The organism is Microbacterium sp. SS28 (genome assembly GCF_022761035.1).
In the GTDB taxonomy this organism is placed as follows: Bacteria; Actinomycetota; Actinomycetes; order Actinomycetales; family Microbacteriaceae; genus Microbacterium.
This window is the reverse complement of sequence record NZ_JAKWJP010000002.1, coordinates 564,703-582,567: the sequence shown is the minus strand read 5'-3', so window position 1 is coordinate 582,567 and position 17,865 is coordinate 564,703. Positions and strand designations below refer to the sequence as shown.

13 protein-coding genes are annotated in these 17,865 nt (G+C 70.8%); 6 read left to right on the top strand and 7 right to left on the bottom strand.

What is annotated here, in order from left to right; all coding sequences use genetic code 11:
• Positions 1-8: 8 nt before the first annotated feature.
• A complete protein-coding gene (gene ffh, locus MJ607_RS08060) occupies positions 9-1,583 on the top strand; it encodes a signal recognition particle protein (RefSeq protein ID WP_243075044.1) in 1,575 nt (524 codons plus the stop codon).
• A 98-nt stretch (positions 1,584-1,681) separates the two neighbouring features.
• Here the strand turns inward: ffh and MJ607_RS08055 are convergent, their stop codons facing one another.
• Positions 1,682-2,521, bottom strand: coding sequence for an endonuclease domain-containing protein (locus tag MJ607_RS08055; RefSeq protein WP_243075043.1), 840 nt, complete (start codon positions 2,519-2,521; stop codon positions 1,682-1,684).
• Positions 2,522-2,797: 276 nt separating this feature from the next.
• A complete protein-coding gene (locus MJ607_RS08050) occupies positions 2,798-3,958 on the bottom strand; it encodes a glutamate--cysteine ligase (protein ID WP_243075042.1) in 1,161 nt (386 codons plus the stop codon).
• Between the two features lie 242 nt (positions 3,959-4,200).
• Between MJ607_RS08050 and rpsP the strand changes: the two genes are divergently transcribed.
• The 4 genes from rpsP (at position 4,201) to MJ607_RS08030 (ending at position 9,735) form a co-directional block, all read left to right on the top strand.
• Positions 4,201-4,626: a 30S ribosomal protein S16 gene (gene rpsP / locus MJ607_RS08045; protein ID WP_243075041.1), complete on the top strand. Its 426-nt coding sequence runs from the start codon at positions 4,201-4,203 to the stop codon at positions 4,624-4,626.
• A 4-nt stretch (positions 4,627-4,630) separates the two neighbouring features.
• Positions 4,631-4,861 (top strand): RNA-binding protein, encoded by a 231-nt coding sequence (locus MJ607_RS08040; protein ID WP_243075040.1) that lies wholly within the window; start codon positions 4,631-4,633, stop codon positions 4,859-4,861.
• An 82-nt stretch (positions 4,862-4,943) separates the two neighbouring features.
• Complete coding sequence (gene rimM, locus MJ607_RS08035) at positions 4,944-5,507, top strand: ribosome maturation factor RimM (protein WP_243075283.1); 564 nt, start codon at positions 4,944-4,946, stop codon at positions 5,505-5,507.
• A gap of 106 nt (positions 5,508-5,613) precedes the next feature.
• Positions 5,614-9,735, top strand: a complete 4,122-nt coding sequence (locus MJ607_RS08030) for a bifunctional nitrate reductase/sulfite reductase flavoprotein subunit alpha (protein ID WP_243075039.1) — start codon at positions 5,614-5,616, stop codon at positions 9,733-9,735.
• Between the two features lie 331 nt (positions 9,736-10,066).
• On the opposite strand, the gene MJ607_RS08025 is transcribed toward MJ607_RS08030, so the two are convergent.
• Entirely contained in the window at positions 10,067-11,485 is a 1,419-nt protein-coding gene (locus MJ607_RS08025) for an MFS transporter (RefSeq protein WP_243075038.1), read from the bottom strand.
• Positions 11,486-11,650: 165 nt separating this feature from the next.
• Between MJ607_RS08025 and trmD the strand changes: the two genes are divergently transcribed.
• Positions 11,651-12,325: a tRNA (guanosine(37)-N1)-methyltransferase TrmD gene (gene trmD / locus MJ607_RS08020; RefSeq protein ID WP_243075037.1), complete on the top strand. Its 675-nt coding sequence runs from the start codon at positions 11,651-11,653 to the stop codon at positions 12,323-12,325.
• A 64-nt stretch (positions 12,326-12,389) separates the two neighbouring features.
• On the opposite strand, the gene MJ607_RS08015 is transcribed toward trmD, so the two are convergent.
• From MJ607_RS08015 to nirB, 4 genes are read right to left on the bottom strand one after another with little or no spacing between them, the layout of a single operon-like run.
• Positions 12,390-13,538: a uroporphyrinogen-III synthase gene (locus MJ607_RS08015; protein WP_243075036.1), complete on the bottom strand. Its 1,149-nt coding sequence runs from the start codon at positions 13,536-13,538 to the stop codon at positions 12,390-12,392.
• A complete protein-coding gene (cobA, locus tag MJ607_RS08010; RefSeq protein ID WP_243075035.1) occupies positions 13,535-14,767 on the bottom strand; it encodes a uroporphyrinogen-III C-methyltransferase in 1,233 nt (410 codons plus the stop codon). The genes MJ607_RS08015 and cobA overlap by 4 nt, the downstream gene beginning before the upstream one ends.
• Complete coding sequence (gene nirD / locus MJ607_RS08005) at positions 14,764-15,204, bottom strand: nitrite reductase small subunit NirD (protein ID WP_243075034.1); 441 nt, start codon at positions 15,202-15,204, stop codon at positions 14,764-14,766. The genes cobA and nirD overlap by 4 nt, the downstream gene beginning before the upstream one ends.
• Positions 15,201-17,780, bottom strand: coding sequence for a nitrite reductase large subunit NirB (nirB, locus tag MJ607_RS08000; RefSeq protein WP_243075033.1), 2,580 nt, complete (start codon positions 17,778-17,780; stop codon positions 15,201-15,203). The genes nirD and nirB overlap by 4 nt, the downstream gene beginning before the upstream one ends.
• Positions 17,781-17,865: the final 85 nt, after the last annotated feature.

Here is a 17,865-nt window from a genome sequence, read left to right as displayed (position 1 = left end):
GGGGGATCATGGCGACTTTCGGCACACTCAGCGATCGGCTCACCGAGACCTTCCGCAACCTCCGCAAGAAGGGCCAGCTCACGCCCGCGGACATCGACGGGACGGTGCGCGAGATCCGCCGCGCCCTGCTCGAAGCGGATGTGGCCCTCGAGGTCGTCAAGGAATTCACCTCGAAGGTGCGCGAGCGCGCGCTCGGCGACGAGGTCAACCGCGCCCTCAACCCCGCGCAGCAGGTCGTGCAGATCGTCAACGAGGAGCTCGTCGCGATCCTCGGCGGCGAGCAGCGACGACTGCAGTTCGCGAAGAACCCGCCGACCGTCATCATGCTCGCGGGTCTGCAGGGCTCGGGAAAGACGACGTTCGCGGGCAAGCTCGCCAAGCAGCTCGAGAAGGACGGCCACACGCCGCTCCTGATCGCTGCCGACCTCCAGCGACCCAACGCCGTCAACCAGCTGCAGGTCGTCGCACGGCAGGCGGGTGCCGCCGTCTACGCGCCGCAGCCCGGCAACGGCGTCGGCGACCCCGTCCAGGTCGCACGCGACGGCGTCGAGCTCGCCCGCCGCCAGCAGCACGACATCGTCATCATCGACACCGCCGGCCGCCTCGGCGTCGACGCCGAGCTCATGAAGCAGGCGTCCGACATCCGCAAGGCGACCAACCCCGACGAGGTCCTGTTCGTCATCGACGCGATGATCGGTCAGGATGCCGTCAACACGGCCAAGGCGTTCCAGGACGGCGTCGACTTCACGGGTGTCGTGCTCTCGAAGCTCGACGGCGACGCACGCGGCGGCGCGGCCCTGTCGGTCGCCTCCGTCACGGGCCGGCCCATCATCTTCGCGTCCACCGGCGAGGGCCTCGACGACCTCGAGGCGTTCCACCCGGACCGCATGGCCAAGCGCATCCTCGACCTCGGCGACATCCTGACCCTCATCGAGCAGGCCCAGCAGGCCTTCGACGAGGAAGAGGCGATGAAGGTCGCCGAGAAGCTCGCGAAGGACCAGTTCACGCTGGAGGACTTCCTCGACCAGCTTCAGCAGATGAAGAAGATGGGCTCGATGAAGAAGATGCTCGGGATGCTCCCGGGCATGGGCCAGATGAAGCAGCAGCTCGACGACTTCGACGAGCGCGAGATCGACCGCACCGAGGCCATCATCCGGTCGATGACCCCGGGGGAGCGTCGCAACCCCAAGGTGCTCAACGGCTCGCGCCGCCTGCGCATCGCGCGCGGCTCGGGGATGACCGTCACCGACGTCAACGCGCTCGTCAACCGCTTCGAGCAGGCCGCCAAGATGATGAAGACCGTCGCTCGCGGCGGTGTGCCCAACATCCCCGGCATGGGTCCCATCCCCGGCAGCAGGCCGGGCGCCTCGGCCAAGCGCGGCAAGCAGGTCAAGTCGCGCGCCGGATCGCGTTCGGGCAACCCCGCCAAGCGCGCCGCCGAGAACGCCGGTGTCGCGTCGCAGGCGGCCATCGAGGCTCCTACGGGCTCGGGCTTCGGCCTGGGTGGCGGCGGCGCCGCGAAGACCGGCGCCCCGTCGGCCGAGGATCTGGCTCAGCTGCAGAAGCTCCTCGGCAACGGCTGACGCCGGCCGGGCATCCGGCCCCTGCTCTTATCGCGACGAGATCAGGTGATTTGACGGTTGCAGGTCTTGCGGCCGATGATCGTCCTGCAGCGGTGAGATCACCTGATCCGGTGACGGTGGAGACCTTGGGCGATCGCCGTCAGCACGGTCTCGGCGACGTAGTCCCAGTCGAAGAAGATCTGGAAGTAGTCGAAGCGCAAGACGGTGAAGCCACGGAGCGCGAGCCGGGCGTCCGCCTCGATGTCGCGGCGCCTGTCCGCGGCCGAGGAGTGGAACTCGAAGCCGTCGAGCTGGACGAGCAGCGCTTCGCCGATGAGGCCATCGAGGGGGTGCCCGTCGATGGTCACCTGCTGCCGCACCATGACTCCGACCTCTCGCATGCCGCGGACGAACCGTGTCTCGAGCCCCGAATCGGAGAGCTCGCCGGCGACCTGAGCGAATCGCGCAGCCGCGGTGCTCCGCCAGGCGACGCGTCGGAGCGTCTCGGTGTGAGCCTTTCCCTTGCGAATCGCAGATTCCCACACCGCGAGGGCATCATGTGGAGGGGCGCAACGCGCAACATGGAAGAGCACGTTGATGATGGGTTCCTCCACGATCGTGCGCGTGACGGGGGCAGGCCCGGACGCCCAGTGCAGGTGAATCCCCTTCGCGGCGTTACGGGATGCCGTCGCCTGCACGGCCACGTGAGTGCCGGTGTGTTCGGGAACCCAGAGTCCCTGCAGACCGGCCGCGCTCATGCAGGTGGCTCGCCCTCCGACCTCTGCTGCCTTCACCCGCCGCGCGTCTGCGTCGGGTCGGACGAGCCAGGAGCGGCGCACCCGGCGCAGATCCGTCGCGGCGACAGCATCAGCGATCTCGCGATACGTGTACCCGGCGATGAGGAGCTGCGACGAGTGCGCGACGCCGTCCCGCTGATCGATCCACGTCGTGACGGGCATCCGGGTGCGAGGTTGTGACCAGCGGTTCGTTGCCATCGTGCAAGGTTCGCGGAGCTCGGGAGTGGCGGGATGCGAACGCGCAAGCCTGTGGGCTGCGGCGGGGCGAGGGGTCTCGGGGGAGGAGTGGGCGGTGAGTCATCCCTCCTCGCCGCGGTCGCGGGATCAGGTGATCTCACCGGGGCAGGAGATTTGGCGCCGCACAGGCCTGTCCCCGTGAGATCACCTGATCCGACCATGCGCGCCGGGCGGGAATGGCGCAGCCACGCGAGAGGGAGGTCAGCCGAGCTGGGCGAGGTGCTCGCGCAGCGTCGGGCCCGCCCGGAACTCGCGGATGAGGTGGTGCACGACTTCGCGCAGGTCGCCGTCCGCGGCATCCGCCACGACGAGCTGCCGGGCGTACGAGGCGCCCTGCGTGAGCGTCGTCTCGAGGCCCGCGAACTCGCGCGCGCACTTGAGCTCGACCGCGATGTCGACGAGCTGCTCCATCGTCTCGCGCAGGTGCTGGCGGACGGGCTCCTGCTTGCCCTCGGCGTCGACGATGATGCGCGCGTCGAGGCCGTAGCGGGCGGCGCGCCACTTGTTCTCGCGGACGAACCACGGCGGCAGGACGGGGAGCTCGCGACCTTCGTCGAGCTCGCGGGAGAAGTGCTCGATGAGCACCTGGACGAGCGCCGCGACGGCGGCGAGCTCGGGCAGCGTCGACATGCCGTCGCACGCGCGGACCTCGATCGTGCCCCAGCGGGGAGCGGGGCGGATGTCCCACCGCACCTCGGTCGCGTCGGCCATGACGCCCGTGCGGACCATGCCGTCGAGGTACTGCTCGAACTCCGACCAGTCGCGCAGCGGCCAGGGCAGGCCCGCCGTCGGCAGCTGCTGGAAGACGAGGGCGCGGTTAGAGGCGTAGCCGGTCCGCTCACCGGCCCAGAAAGGGGAGGAAGCGGACAGCGCCTGCAGGTGCGGGAGGTACGCCGACAGGGCGTGGATGATCGGGAAGACCTTGTCGACGTTGTCGACACCCACGTGCACGTGGATGCCCCAGATCATCATGTTGCGACCCCACCACTGCGTGCGCTCGATGAGCGTGTGGTACCTCGTCTTGTCGGTGACCTGCTGGTCGTACCACTGCGCGAACGGGTGGCTCCCCGCGCAGAGCAGCTCGATCCCGAGGGGGTTGGACACCTCGCGCACCGCGGCGATCGCATCCGCGATGTCTTCCACCGCGGCCTCGACGGTGTCGCCTATGCCGCTCGTGACCTCGACGGTGTTCGTCAGGAGCTCGCCCGTGACGGTGTAGCGCTCGAGCGCCGTCCGCTCCTCGAGCGTGGGGAGGATCTCGGGAGCGCGACCCACCAGATCGCCCGTCTCGCCGTCGGCGAGCATGAGCTCCCACTCGAGACCGACCGTCGAGCGGGCGGATGTCGCGAAAGGCACCGTCATCCGCACATTGTGGCACGCAGGGGCGGGGCGCCGACCTCTGCCGGGCCGGTTGCCGCCGCACGACGCAATGCGCCCGGGGCGGCGGTGTTCGCGGTGCCGCCCGCGGTATGGGATAATTGTGGGTCGGACCAGCTTCTCGACCCTCTATCCAGAGGCGAGGTCCACTCTTTGAGCTTCCGCCGGGTGTGCACCCCACGCTCCAGGCGACCGGTTCGTTCACTTCCCACACATTCAGGAGAATCGTGGCTGTCAAGATTCGTCTCAAGCGCCTGGGCAAGATCCGCGCGCCGTACTACCGCATCGTCGTCGCCGACTCGCGCACCAAGCGCGATGGTCGTGTCATCGAGGAGATCGGCAAGTACCACCCCACCGAGGAGCCCTCGTTCATCGAGGTCGACTCCGAGCGTGCGCAGTACTGGCTGAGCGTCGGCGCGCAGCCGACCGAGCAGGTCGCCGCCATCCTCAAGCTCACGGGCGACTGGGGCAAGTTCCAGGGCGACGCCGACGCCGTCTCGACCGTTCGCACGAAGGAGACCAAGGTCGACTTCGAGGTCGACGCCGCCAAGAAGTCGGTCGTCAAGCCCAAGGCCGAGAAGAAGGCCGAAGAGCCCGTCGCCGAGGCTTCGGCTGACGAGGCCGAGGCCGCTCCGGCCGAAGACGCCGAGTAATTCCGTGCTGGCCGCCGCGCTCGAGCACGTCGTCAAGGGGATCGTCGATCACCCGGACGACGTCCGCATCCACTCTTCCACGTCGCCTCGCGGTGACGTCCTCGAGGTGCACGTGCACCCCGACGACCGTGGTCGCGTGATCGGGCGCGGCGGACGCACGGCCAAGGCCCTGCGCACGCTCATCTCCGCGCTCGCCGACGGCCGCCGCGTGCGCGTCGACGTCGCGGACGACTGACGTGTCCGACGACGTGACGCCGGACTCCGCGGAGGAGACGGCGAACGACACGACGCGCGCTTCGAAGGCCGCCAAGGCGCAGCTGCGCGTCGGCCGCCTCGTGAAGGCGCACGGGCTCAAGGGCGCAATCAAGCTCGAGCTGTACACCGACGACCCCGAGGGCCGCTTCGTGCCCGGGGCGACGTTCACCCTGCAGGTGCCCGAGGCCTCGCCCTGGCACGGCAAGCCGCTGACCGTCCGCGAGTTCCGCTGGATGAACAGCCACCCCGTCGCCTTCTTCGAGGGCGTCGATGACCGGGATGCCGCCGAGGGCCTGATCCGCGCGATCCTCTGGATCGATCAGGATGCCGCGGCCGTGTCCGACGAGGACGACGCCTGGTACGACCACCAGCTCGTGGGCCTCGACGTCGTCCGCGACGGCGAGGTCGTGGGACGCGTCATCCGCGTCGATCACTTCCCCGCGCAGGACCTGCTCATCGTGCGGACTCCCGCCGATGACACCGAGGTGCTCGTGCCGTTCGTCAAGGCGATCGTGCCCGAGGTCGACATCGCCGCCGGCCGCGTCGTCGTGACGCCGCCCGCGGGGCTCTTCGAAGAGCTGCCCGGATCGGATGACGCGCCGACGGAGCCCGTCGAAGGCGACTGACCCGCCCCGCCGCTCACACCTCCTCCCAGGAGAGCGTGAGTCTGCTGTGATCGAGCGGTAACACGCCAGGACCAGTCGCGGAACATGCGTCCGGGATCATCGGAGCATGAGCCTCCTCGCGGATCCGGCTGTGACGCGACCCGACGCGCCCGCCACCGACCTGCGTGCCGTGTGCTCGTACTGCGGAGTGGGCTGCGGCATCGCGGTCTCGACCGCCGACGGGCCGGACGGCACGCGCGTCTCGAAGACCGTCGGCGACCGGCTCCACCCCGCCAACGCGGGCCGCCTGTGCACGAAGGGCGCGACGCACGTCGACCTCATGCACGCCCCCGGGCGCATGTCGACGGCGTTCATCCGCCCCGCGCGCGGCGAGACGGCCGTTCCCGCACCGCTCGACACCGCGATCGCCGAGGCGGGCGCCCGCCTGCGCGCGATCGTCGACGAGAACGGACCCGACGCCGTGGCGGTGTACGTCTCGGGGCAGATGTCGATCGAGGCCCAGTACCTCTCGAACAAGCTCGTGAAGGGCTACCTGCGGGGCCTCCACATCGAGTCGAACTCGCGGCTCTGCATGGCCTCGGCGGGGACCGGCTACAAGCAGTCGCTCGGCGCGGACGGTCCTCCCGGCTCGTACGAAGACCTCGACCGCGCCGATCTGTTCTTCGTCATCGGCTCGAACATGGCCGACTGCCACCCGATCCTCTTCCTGCGCATGGCCGACCGGCTCAAGCAGGGCGCGAAGCTCATCGTCGTCGATCCGCGGCGCACGGCCACCGCCGACCGCGCCGATCTCTACCTGCCGATCGCGCCCGGCACGGACCTCGCGCTGCTCAACGGCATCCTGCATCTGCTCGTCGAAGACGGCGCGATCGACGAGGAGTTCATCGCGGCGCACACCGACGGATGGGAGGGCATGCGCGAGTTCCTCGCCGAGTACCCGCCCGCGCGCGTCGCGGAGGTCACGGGGCTGCCCGAGGACGACATCCGCACGGCGGCCCGTTGGATCGCCGAGGCCGGCGAGTGGATGACGCTGTGGACGATGGGGCTCAACCAGTCCACGCAGGGCACGTGGCACACCAATGCGATCTGCAACCTGCATCTCGCGACGGGCGCGATCTGCCGTCCGGGCAGCGGTCCCTTCTCCCTCACGGGTCAGCCCAACGCCATGGGCGGCCGCGAGATGGGCTACATGGGACCAGGGCTGCCCGGCCAGCGCGCCGTCTTCAGCCCCGCCGACCGCGCCTTCGTCGAGGAGGTGTGGGGGCTCGAGCCCGGGGCGATCCGGGCCGAGGCGGGCACCGGGACTGTCGACATGTACCGCTCGATGGCGGCGGGCGAGATCAAGGCCGCCTGGATCATCTGCACGAACCCCGTCGCCTCCGTCGCGAACCGCAGGAACGTCATCGCGGGGCTCGAGGCCGCCGAGCTCGTGATCGCCCAGGACGTCTTCACCGACACCGCGACCAATGCGTACGCCGACATCCTGCTGCCCGCGACGCTGTGGGTCGAGGCGGAGGGCGTCATGGTCAACAGCGACCGCACGATGACGCTCGTCCCGCAGGCGACCGAGGCGCCCGGCGACGCCCTGCCCGACTGGCTCACGATCTGCCGCGTCGCGCAGGCGATGGGCTACGAGGAGGGCTTCTCGTTCGAGAGCAGCGAAGAGGTCTTCGACGAGATCCGCCGGTTCTGGAATCCGCAGACGGGCTGGGACATCCGGGGAGTCTCGTACGATCGGCTGCGCGTCGGGCCCGTGCAGTGGCCCGCGCCTCCCGGCGACGCCGAGGACCGGCATCCGATCCGCTACGTCAACGACGGCGTGAGCCAGTCGCTGCACCGTGAGGTCGACGGCGCGACGCCGCGACTCGCGTTCGCGACGCCGTCACGCCGCGCCCAGTTCTTCGCGCGTCCGCATCTCGGCCCGCACGAGCTGCCCGACGACGACTACCCGTGGATCCTCAACACGGGGCGTCTTCAGCACCAGTGGCACACGATGACCAAGACGGGCAAGGTCGGCAAGCTCGTCAAGCTCAACCCGAAGCCGTTCGTCGAGATCCACCCGCTCGACGCCGAGGCGCAGGGGATCGCCGAAGGGGACGAGGTGGAGATCTCGTCGCGGCGCGGCCGGGTCGTGCTGCCCGCCGTCGTCACCGACCGCGTCCAGCCGGGCGGGTGTTTCGCACCGTTCCACTGGAACGACGAGCAGGGCGAGTACCTCACCGTCAACGCCGTCACGAGCGACGCCGTCGACCAGGCGTCGCTGCAGCCGGAGTTCAAGTTCGCCGCCGTCGCGCTGCGGCGCGTCGGGCCCGCTTCCCGCGTCGAAGAGGACACGGAGAGCGGGATGCCGCAGCCCGCCGCCGTGCGCGGTGTGCTCGCGCAGGCCGGCCTCGACGGCTCGCCCACGCCCGCGCTCAGCGAGACCGAGGGCGCCTACGTCTCGGGCTTCCTCTCAGCGCTCGAGACGGCTCCCGTCGCGACCGGCACCGTGCCGCTGCTGCCCGCCGCGGCGCCGCTGCGGGAGCTGCAGCGCGCGTGGTTCGACGGGATCCTCGCGGGGCTCTACTCGCGCACGGCCCTCGCGGCGCCTGGCGCTGCGACCTCGACGGGCGGGGACGCCGCGCAGGCTGAGGTGACGGTGCTCTGGGGGTCGCAGACGGGCAACGCCGAGGATCTCGCGGCCGTCTCGGTCGCGACCTTGACGGCCCGCGGCATCCCGGCCCGTGCCGTCAACATGATCGACATGTCGGTCGCGGAGCTCGCCGCGGTGCGCCGGCTGCTCGTCGTCACCTCGACGTTCGGCGACGGCGGTCCGCCCGACAACGCCGCGGACCTGTGGGACCGCCTGAACGGCGACGACGTGCCCGCGCTCGACGGGCTCGACTACGCCGTCTTCGCGATCGGCGACCCGAGCTACGACGACTTCTGCGGCCACGGCCGGGGCATCGACACGCGCCTCGGCGACCTCGGAGGGACGGCGCTCCTGCCGCGCGTCGACTGCGAGCCCGACTACGCCGAGCCCGCCGCGGCGTGGCTCGAGCAGATCATCGCGAAGCTCGACGCATCGGCTGAGCCGGTGGCCCTGCCGGCGGCACCCGCGACGCGCCGACTCTTCACGCGCACCAACCCCGTGCGGGCCGAGCTCGTCACCAACACGCTCCTGAGCGGCGCGGGGTCGGCGAAGGAGGTCCGCCAGTTCGGCTTCGACCTCTCGCACGCGGGCGTCACGTACGAGGCCGGCGACTCGCTCGGCGTCGTCGCCGTCAACTCTCCCGTCGTCGTCGCCGAGTGGCTCGACGCGACGGGACTCGCCCCGCGCACCGTCATCGAGCTCGAGGGCGAGGAGCGCTTCCTCGACGACGCCCTCGAGGCGCACCTCGACATCACGAAGGTGTCGTCCGATCTGCTGACGTTCGTGGCCGAGCGCAGCGCGGACTCGCGGCTCGCGGGGCTGCTGCGCCGCGAGAACAAGGCCAAGCTCGAGCAGTACCTGTGGAGCATGCAGGCCGTCGACGTCCTGCGCGAGTTCCCGGTGCGGGCCGACGCGGACGAATGGGTCTCGGTGCTCAAGCGCCTTCAGCCTCGCCAGTACTCGATCTCGTCGAGCCCCAAGACGAGCCCCCGCGAAGTGCAGCTGACCGTCTCGGTCGTGCGATTCGAGACCGAGACGGGCCTGCGCCGGGGCGGTGTGTGCTCGACGTTCCTCGCCGACGCGGGAGCCGAGTCGCCGGCACCCGTGTACCTGCAGAAGTCGTCGCACTTCCGGCCGCCCACTGCCTCCGATGCGCCCATGATCATGGTCGGTCCCGGCACGGGCATCGCGCCGTTCCGCGGCTTCCTGCACGATCGTCGCGCCGACGGCCACACGGGCCGCAACTGGCTCTTCTTCGGAGAGCAGCACGAGGAGACCGACTTCTACTACCGCGACGAGCTGACCGCGATGCACGAGGACGGCTTCCTCACCCGCCTCGACGTCGCGTTCTCGCGCGATCAGCGGCAGAAGATCTACGTGCAGGACCGGATGCTGGAGCACGGCGTCGAGCTCTGGCGCTGGCTGCAGGACGGCGCGCACTTCTACGTGTGCGGCGATGCGAGCCGCATGGCCCAGGACGTCGACGACACCCTCACGACCATCGCCCGCCGCCACGGCGGGCTGTCGGAGGAGGACGCCGTCGAGTTCAAGAAGAGCCTCGTCGCGCAGAAGCGCTACGTCCGCGACGTGTACTGAGCCGCGCGCCCGGCCCGTCCGCACCGTTCTCGCGCGCCACAGCGCCGCAGATCGCCGTTTCGTCGGAGCACCCCTGCCACGGACACCCTGCGCTGCGCAGATCTCCGACATTGCGGCGGGGTGCCGGCGCCCGGCGTGCGACCTCGGCGCGGCATCCCGAACCGAGCTCGGCAGGTACGGGGCGTGCGGCGCCGTGGCGGCATCCCGAAGCATTGCCGAACTCATGCCCGGCGGAGAGCTTCGCGCGCGGCATCCCGAACGCCGCACCGCCCTGCACACGAAGAAGCGGGCCGCACCCCGGAGGATGCGGCCCGCTTCTTCGTTCAGACGGTCAGATGCGCTGCCCGGCGAGCGACTTGCGCGGCACGATGTAGACGAGGATCGTCACGAGCATGAGCACGACATACGCTCCGATGAAGCCGTAGAAGGCCGCCGTGTAGGCGCCGGTCGTCGTCTGCGAGAGGTTGAGCACCTGCGGGATCACGAACCCGCCGTACGCGCCGATCGCCGAGATGAGGCCGAGCGAAGCGGCCGCCTTGCGCTGGATCTTGGTGCCTGCGGGGGTCCCCGGCAGTGCCCCGGTCGCGATGCCGCGAGCTGCGAAGATGCTCGGGATCATGCGGTAGGTGGAGCCGTTGCCGACTCCCGTCGCCGCGAACAGCACGAGGAAGCACGCGAGGAAGACCCAGAAGTTCTGCAGCTGCATCGTCCCGATGACGGCGAACGCGCCGAGCGCCATGACCGAGAACGCGCCGACCGTGACGCGGGCGCCGCCGATCCTGTCGGCGAGCTTTCCGCCGTAGGGACGGGCGAGGGAGCCGACGAGCGCGCCGAGGAACGCGAGCGTGATCGCGGCCCCTCCGACCTGGATGGTCGAGTACTCGGGGAACTGGTCGGCGATGAGCTTCGGGAAGACGCTCGCGAAGCCGATGAACGAGCCGAACGTGCCGATGTAGAGCAGCGCCATGATCCACAGGTGCGGTTCGCGCAGCGCCGCCGCGGAACCCGCGACGTCGGCCTTCGCGTTGCCGAGGTTGTCCATGTAGCGCCATGCGCCCCAGATCGCCAGGAGGATGAACGGCACCCACATCCAGCCCGCGAGCGAGAGGTTGAGGGTCGCAGCGGCGCCGATCGTGACGACGATCGGGACGGCGAACTGCGCGACCGCCGTGCCGATGTTGCCGCCGGCGGCGTTGAGCCCGAGCGCCCAGCCCTTCTCCTTCTGCGGGAAGAAGTAGGTGATGTTCGCCATGGAGCTCGCGAAATTGCCGCCGCCGAAGCCGGCGAGCGCCGCGACCGCGAGCATGACGCCGAACGGCGTCTCGGGGTTGCCCACCACGATGCCGAGGAGGATCGCGGGGATGAGCAGCAGGCCCGCCGAGATCATCGTCCAGTTGCGGCCGCCGAACTTCGCGACGGCGAAGGTGTACGGGAACCGCATCGTGGCGCCGACGAGACTCGGCAGCGAGATGAGCCAGAAGGCCTCGGAGCTCGTGAAGGTGAATCCGCCGGCCGGCAGCATCACGACGACGATGCTCCAGAGCTGCCAGATGATGAAGCCGAGGAACTCGGCGAAGATCGACCAGCCGAGATTGCGGCGGGCGATCGGGCGTCCCTCGGACTGCCAGAAGGCGGAGTCCTCGGGATTCCAGCCGTCGATCCAGCGACCGGGGCGGCGGGTGAGTGTTACGGAGGTGGAGCCGGTGGCGGCGGCGTCTGCGCCGACGGTGGGTGTCACGGTCGATGTCATCGCATCTCCTTCGGGAGGGTGTGACTACAAGCTAGGGACCGCGTGTTTCCGCGCTCCTGCCCGTCCGGTTACCTCTTCATCACATGTCCGTCACGCCGTGCCGCGACCGCGGGTTAGGCCTTCGTCACAGACGCGAAACACGCCCTCCTGCTTAGACTCGAAGCCGTGCGCATCGACATCGTGACGATCTTCCCCGCCTTCTTCGATGTGCTCGACGTCTCGCTCATCGGGAAGGCGCGGGGACGCGGCATCCTGGATCTACGGGTGCACGATCTGCGGGACTCGACCCACGATCGCCATCGCACCGTCGACGACACGCCCTACGGCGGCGGCGCGGGCATGGTCATGAAGCCCGAGCCGTGGGGTGAGGCGCTCGACGGAGTGCTGTCGGAGGATGCGCTGCTCATCGTGCCGTCACCGGCCGGAGAGCTCTTCACGCAGCGTCTCGCGAGGGAGTTCGCGCTGGAGCAGCAGCTCGTCTTCGCGTGCGGGCGCTACGAGGGCATCGACCAGCGCGTCATCGACCATTACGCGAGCCGAGGGCGGGTGCGCTCGGTGAGTCTCGGCGACTACGTCCTCAACGGGGGAGAGGTCGCTGCGATGGCGATGATCGAGGCCGTCTCGCGGCTCGTGCCCGGCGTCGTCGGCAACCCCGAGAGTCTCGTCGAGGAATCGCACGAGGACGGGATGCTGGAGTACCCGAGCTACACGAAGCCGCCGGTGTGGCGCGAACTCGAGGTGCCCGCGATCCTGCTGAGCGGCAACCACGGCGCGATCGCCGAGTGGCGCCGCGCGCAGAGCCTCGAGCGCACGCGCGAGCGCCGCCCGGACCTGCTTTAGCGGGCGCACCGGTTCGAGCGGGCGCATCCTTTCGCGCGGCCGTCCCGCTGCAGCAGGCGGCGCGTCAGTCCGCGCCGACGGGCTCGAGCACGTTGAGGCGATAGCCGCGCTTGACGACGGTCTTGATGAGATCCGGGATGCCGAGTGCCTCGCGCACGCGCGCGACGGCCATCTCGACGGCGTGCGTGTTGTCCCCCGAGCGGGGGAGTGCACCCTGCAGCGCCTGACGTGAGACGACCGAGCCGCCCGCGTCGAAGAGGACGCCGAGGAGATCGGCGCCCGTGCGCGAGAGCGGGATGAAGCGTCCGTCGAGCACGGCGCCGGAGCTGCGCAGCTCGATGCGACCGGCCGAGGTGTCGAGCGAAGGGGCCCGACCGCCGCCGAAGTGCGTCACGACGGCGCGGACGAGTGATCCGAGGCGGCCCCGGTCGGCGACGAGCGGCACGAGGCCCGCGCGGTCGAGGGGTCCTGCCGTGATCGGTCCGACGGCCGCCATCAGGACGCGCTCGTCCTGTGCGAGTGCGCGGATGTCTTCGAGGACGCCTTCCCGGCGCGCCGCAGCGACCCATTCCTCGGCGCCCGGCGCGGAGGTGAAGAGGACGGCGTCGACTTCGCCGGCTCCCGTCGCGAGGACGGAGCGGCGCACGGCTTCGGCATCCGGCGGGGGTCCCCAGCGGTACACCGTGAGGCTCACGACGTCGGCGCCTTCGCCCTCGAAAAGCTCGTCGAGCCCGTCGGCGCCCGAGCCGTGGTGTTGGACGGCGATCCGCCGGCCCGCGACGCCCTCGGCGACGAGGTACTCGCCGAGCTCGGCCGAGGTCTCGGACTCGGCGACCCAGTCGGCCGTGAGTCCCGCCTGCTGGATCGCGCCGCGCGCCTTCGGGCCGCGCGCGATGATCTGGGCGCCCGCGAAGGCGGCGTGCAGGTCGTCGAGGAGGCCTGCCTCGTCGGCAGCCTCCATCCAGCCGCGGAAGCCGACGCCGGTCGTCGCGACGACGACCTCGGGCGGATGCGCGATCAGCTCGCGGGTGCGGGCGATGAGCGCTTCGTCGTCGATGTGGGGCACGATCGTGAGCGCCGGCGCGTGTCGCACCGTCGCTCCGTGGCGCTCGAGGGCGGCGGCGAGCTCTCCCGAGCGGCGGTCGACGGCGATGACGATGGTGCAGCCGTCCAGAGCGGACGACAGGGTGGGGCGAGGGGGCAGTTCGGTCACCGTGCGGCGTCACCCGTCCGCACCCGTTCGGGCAGCAGCAGATCGGCCGCGGCGACGTCGCCGATGACGATGACGGCGGGATTGCTCACACCCGCGGCCGCGGCATCCGCCACGGCGCTTCCGAGGGTCGTGCGGGTCGTCCGCTGACGCGGCGTGTGCCCGTTCTCGACGATCGCGACGGGACGCTGGTTCGGCGCGCCTGCGGCGAGCGCCGTCTCGACGAGGCGCGGGAGGCCCGCGACGCCCATCAGGACGACGGTCGTGACGGCGGGGTCGGCCAGGACGGCCGCGGCCGAGGCGGTCGTCTCAGCCTGGCCGTTGATGACGTGGAGGCCCGCGGCGACACCGCGGTGCGTCACGGGGATGCCGGCGGACTGCGGGACCGACACGACGCTCGTGAGCCCGGGGACGACGTCGACCGCGATGCCGGCGGCGAGGCATGCCGCGACCTCTTCGCCGCCGCGGCCGTACACGAACGGGTCGCCGCCCTTGAGCCGCACGACGCGTTTGCCGGCGCGGGCGTGCTCGACGAGGATCCGGTTGATCTCGTCCTGCGGGACCGGGTGGTGTCCAGGCCGCTTGCCGACGTCGATGACCTCGACATCCGGGTCGAGGTCGTCCAGGACGTCGGTGGGGCCGAGACGGTCGGCCACGACGACATCGGCCTCGGCGAGCAGTCGCCGGCCGCGGATCGTCATGAGGTCGGTGGGGCCGGGGCCGCCGCCGACGAGGTCGACGCGGCCGGAGACCGTCGCGCGACGGCGGCGGAGGGGGAGCCGGCCCTCGCGCAGGAGCGTGGCGACGGCATCCCGCAGCCGCCCCGCGCGCCGCGGGTCGACGCCGGCGTCCGAGACGACGCCGACGACGACATCGCCCGAGCGCGTTTCGGCGGCCAGGCGGGCCGAGCCGTGCGCGCCGTCCGACGCGTTGACGCAGAAGACCCGGCGCTGCTCGCACGCGGCGGCGATCGCGGCGTCCGCGCGCGGGTCGCCCGTCGCCGTGTGGACGAGCCATGCGCCGTCGATGTCGGAGTCGAGTGCGGCGCGGGGCGTCCACTCGAGGTCGTGCCGCTCGACGAGGTCGCGGACGTCGTCGCAGAGCTCCGGCGCCACGATGCGCACGCGCGCGCCGTCCTCCAGGAAGCGGTGCAGCCGCCGCGCCGCGACGGGGCCCGCGCCGACCAGCAGCACCTCGCGACCCGTCAGCGCGACTCCGAGCATCGTGGTCATGACTGCGCGCCGGCCTTGAGGTAGACGTCGCCGTCGCGCACCGCGACGGGCCACACGGCGAGGGACTTCGCGTCCTTGCCCTGGGTGTCGAGGCACGCACCGGTGCGCAGGTCGAACACCTGCTTGTACATGGGCGATGCGACGGTCGGGGCATCCTGCTTCGTCCCGACGATGCCGCGCGAGATGACGTGCGCACCGCTGTAGGGGTCGAGGTTGGAGACCGCGAAGACGCGCCCCTCGTGCGTCAGGAAGAGCGCGACCTGGTCGTCGCCCAGGAGCGCGGCGCGCCCCCGCTCGACTTCGAGGTCGGAGACCGCGCAGATCAGCACCCAGGTGGCGGTCGGGTCCACGCGCCCGGAGGCTCCGGACGGCGCGTCAGCGCCGTCCGGAGTGGGCGTGGGGCCGATCAGCGCGCGTTCCGTGTCGGCGAGTGTCATCGGCGCACCTCCAGTGTCGTTCCGGCGATAAGGACCCGGCCGCCTTCGCGCTCGTCGACCGTCGCGGGGCGCGGCTGGCCGCGCTCGACGGTATAGGCGAGGGAGGGGTCAGGGGTCGTGGGGGCGTTGACGAACGACGCGAACCGGCGGACCTTCTCGGGGTCCTCGATCGTCGCCTTCCATTCGTCCTCGTACCCGTCGATGTGGGTCGCGATCGCTGCGTCGAGGTCGGCGCAGATGCCGAGGCTGTCATCGAAGATGACGGAGCGCAGGCCCTCGATGCCGCCGTCGAGGTCTTCGAACCACGGCGCCGTGCGCTGCAGGCGGTCGGCCGTGAAGATGTAGTACATCAGGAAGCGGTCGATCGCCGTGAGCAGCGCTTCGTCGCTCAACCCCTCGGCGAAGAGCACGGCGTGGCGCGGCGTGAAGCCGCCGTTGCCGCCGATGTACATGTTCCAGCCGGCCTCGGTCGCGATCACGCCGACGTCCTTGCCGCGAGCCTCGGCGCATTCGCGCGCGCAGCCCGAGACGCCGAGCTTGATCTTGTGCGGCGAGCGCAGGCCCCGATAGCGCAGCTCGAGCTGCACGGCCATGCCGACCGAGTCCTGCACGCCGTAGCGGCACCACGTCGACCCGACGCACGACTTGACGGTGCGCAGCGACTTCCCGTACGCGTGACCCGACTCGAAGCCCGCGTCGACGAGGCGCTTCCAGATCTGGGGGAGCTGCTCGAGCCGCGCGCCGAACAGGTCGATCCGCTGGCCGCCGGTGATCTTCGTGTAGAGGTTGAAATCCTGGGCGACCTGGCCGATGACGAGCAGACCCTCGGGGGTGATCTCGCCGCCCGGGATGCGCGGGACGACCGAGTAGCTGCCGTCCTTCTGCAGGTTCGCCATGACGTGGTCGTTCGTGTCCTGCAGCGTCGCGTTCTCGCCCTCGAGCACGTGCTTGCCGACGAGGGTCGACAGGATGCTCGCGAGCGCGGGCTTGCAGATGTCGCAGCCGCGGCCGACGCCGAACCGCTCGATGACCGAGCTGAAGGTCGTGAGTCCCGAGACGCGGACGGCGTCGAACAGCTGCCGGCGCGACATCTCGAAGTGCTCGCACAGGGCGTTGCTGAGCGCGGCTCCCGACTTCGCGAGCTCCGTGCCGACGATCTTCTTGACCATCATGACGCACGACCCGCACGCGGCTCCGGCCTTCGTGCAGGCCTTGATGCTCGTGACGTCGGTGCAGCCCTCGTCGTGGACGGCGGTGCGGATCGCGCCCGCCGTGACGCTGTTGCACGAGCACACGAGCGCCTCGTCGGGCAGCTCGCCCGTCGGGGCGGCGACGCCGCCCTCGGGCATGAGGTAGGCGGCCGGGTCGCCGCCGAGCGCGCCGCCGACGAGGGGACGCAGCGATCCGTACGCCGACGCGTCGCCGACGAGGATGCCGCCGAGGAGCGTCTTGGCGTCGTCCGAGAGGACGAGCTTCTTGTAGACGCCCGCGACGGGGTCGACGTAGACGACGTCGAGCGCACCGGGGGTCTCGGCGAACGCGTCGCCGAAGCTCGCGACGTCGACGCCCGAGAGCTTGAGCTTGGTCGAGAGGTCGTAGCCGGGGAAGGATGCGTCGCCGCCGAGCAGGCGCGTCGCGGCGACCTCGGCCATCGCGTAGCCGGGTGCGACGAGGCCCACGGCCAGGCCGTCGAAGTTGGCGACCTCGCCGACGGCGAGGATGTGCGGGTCGGAGGTCTGGCAGCCCGCGTCGATGAGCACGCCGCCGCGCGGGTGCACGTCGAGCGACGCCTCGCGGGCGAGCTCGTCGCGCGGACGCACGCCGACCGTGAAGACGACGACGTCGGCTGGCGCGTAGTCGCCGTCGCGGAACTCGAGGCCCACGACCCGCCCGCCGCGGTCGGCGTCGAGACGCGTCGTGATGGCGCCCGTCTTGACCTTGATGCCGCGCGCCTCGATGAGGCGGCGGAGGGCGTTGCCGCCGGGGAGGTCGAGCTGCGCCGACATGAGCCGCTCGGAGGACTGGACGACGGTGCACGACACGTCGAGCCCCTGCAGCGCACCGGCGGCCTCGAGGCCGAGCAGTCCCCCGCCGATCACCATGCCGGTGAGGGGGCGCCCGAGCTCGCGCGAGCGGGCCTCGACGAACGAGCGCAGCCGCTCGACGTCATCGAGCGTGCGGTAGACGAAGCATCCCTCGTGCCCGAAGCCGTCGACCGCGAGCTTCGCCGCGTATGAACCCGTCGCGAGAACGAGCCGGTCGTACGCGACGACGCGGCCGCTCGCCGTCTTGACCGCGCGGCCCGCGCGGTCGATGCGGGTCACGGCGTCGCCGCGGAGGAACGTGACGCGCGCATCGTCGAGCACGTCGCGATCGAGCGTGAGGTCGTCGGGTGACGCCCCCGCGAAGAATCCCGTGAGCCCGACACGGTCGTACGGATGCCGCGGCTCCTCGCCGATCACCGTGACGCGCAGGTCGTCCTCGGCACGGCTGAGGAGGCTGTCGACGAAGCGGTGGGCGACCATGCCCGCACCGACCACCACGACGTGGGAGCCTGCTGCGGGGATGCTGGTCATGGCGACACCGTACGCGGCCGATGTTGCGCCGCTGTCAGCGGATTGTTTCGGGTTGTCGACGGCTCGTCCTGCGACGGACCTCGCG

Coding starts and splice junctions, on each gene's coding strand:
- nirB (WP_243075033.1), bottom strand. CDS start 17,780: ATGACCAGCATCCCCGCAGCAGGCTCCCACGTCGTGGTGGTCGGTGCG.
- nirD (WP_243075034.1), bottom strand. CDS start 15,204: ATGACACTCGCCGACACGGAACGCGCGCTGATCGGCCCCACGCCCACT.
- MJ607_RS08025 (WP_243075038.1), bottom strand. CDS start 11,485: ATGACATCGACCGTGACACCCACCGTCGGCGCAGACGCCGCCGCCACC.
- cobA (WP_243075035.1), bottom strand. CDS start 14,767: ATGACCACGATGCTCGGAGTCGCGCTGACGGGTCGCGAGGTGCTGCTG.
- MJ607_RS08050 (WP_243075042.1), bottom strand. CDS start 3,958: ATGACGGTGCCTTTCGCGACATCCGCCCGCTCGACGGTCGGTCTCGAG.
- ffh (WP_243075044.1), top strand. CDS start 9: ATGGCGACTTTCGGCACACTCAGCGATCGGCTCACCGAGACCTTCCGC.
- MJ607_RS08030 (WP_243075039.1), top strand. CDS start 5,614: ATGAGCCTCCTCGCGGATCCGGCTGTGACGCGACCCGACGCGCCCGCC.
- MJ607_RS08055 (WP_243075043.1), bottom strand. CDS start 2,521: ATGCCCGTCACGACGTGGATCGATCAGCGGGACGGCGTCGCGCACTCG.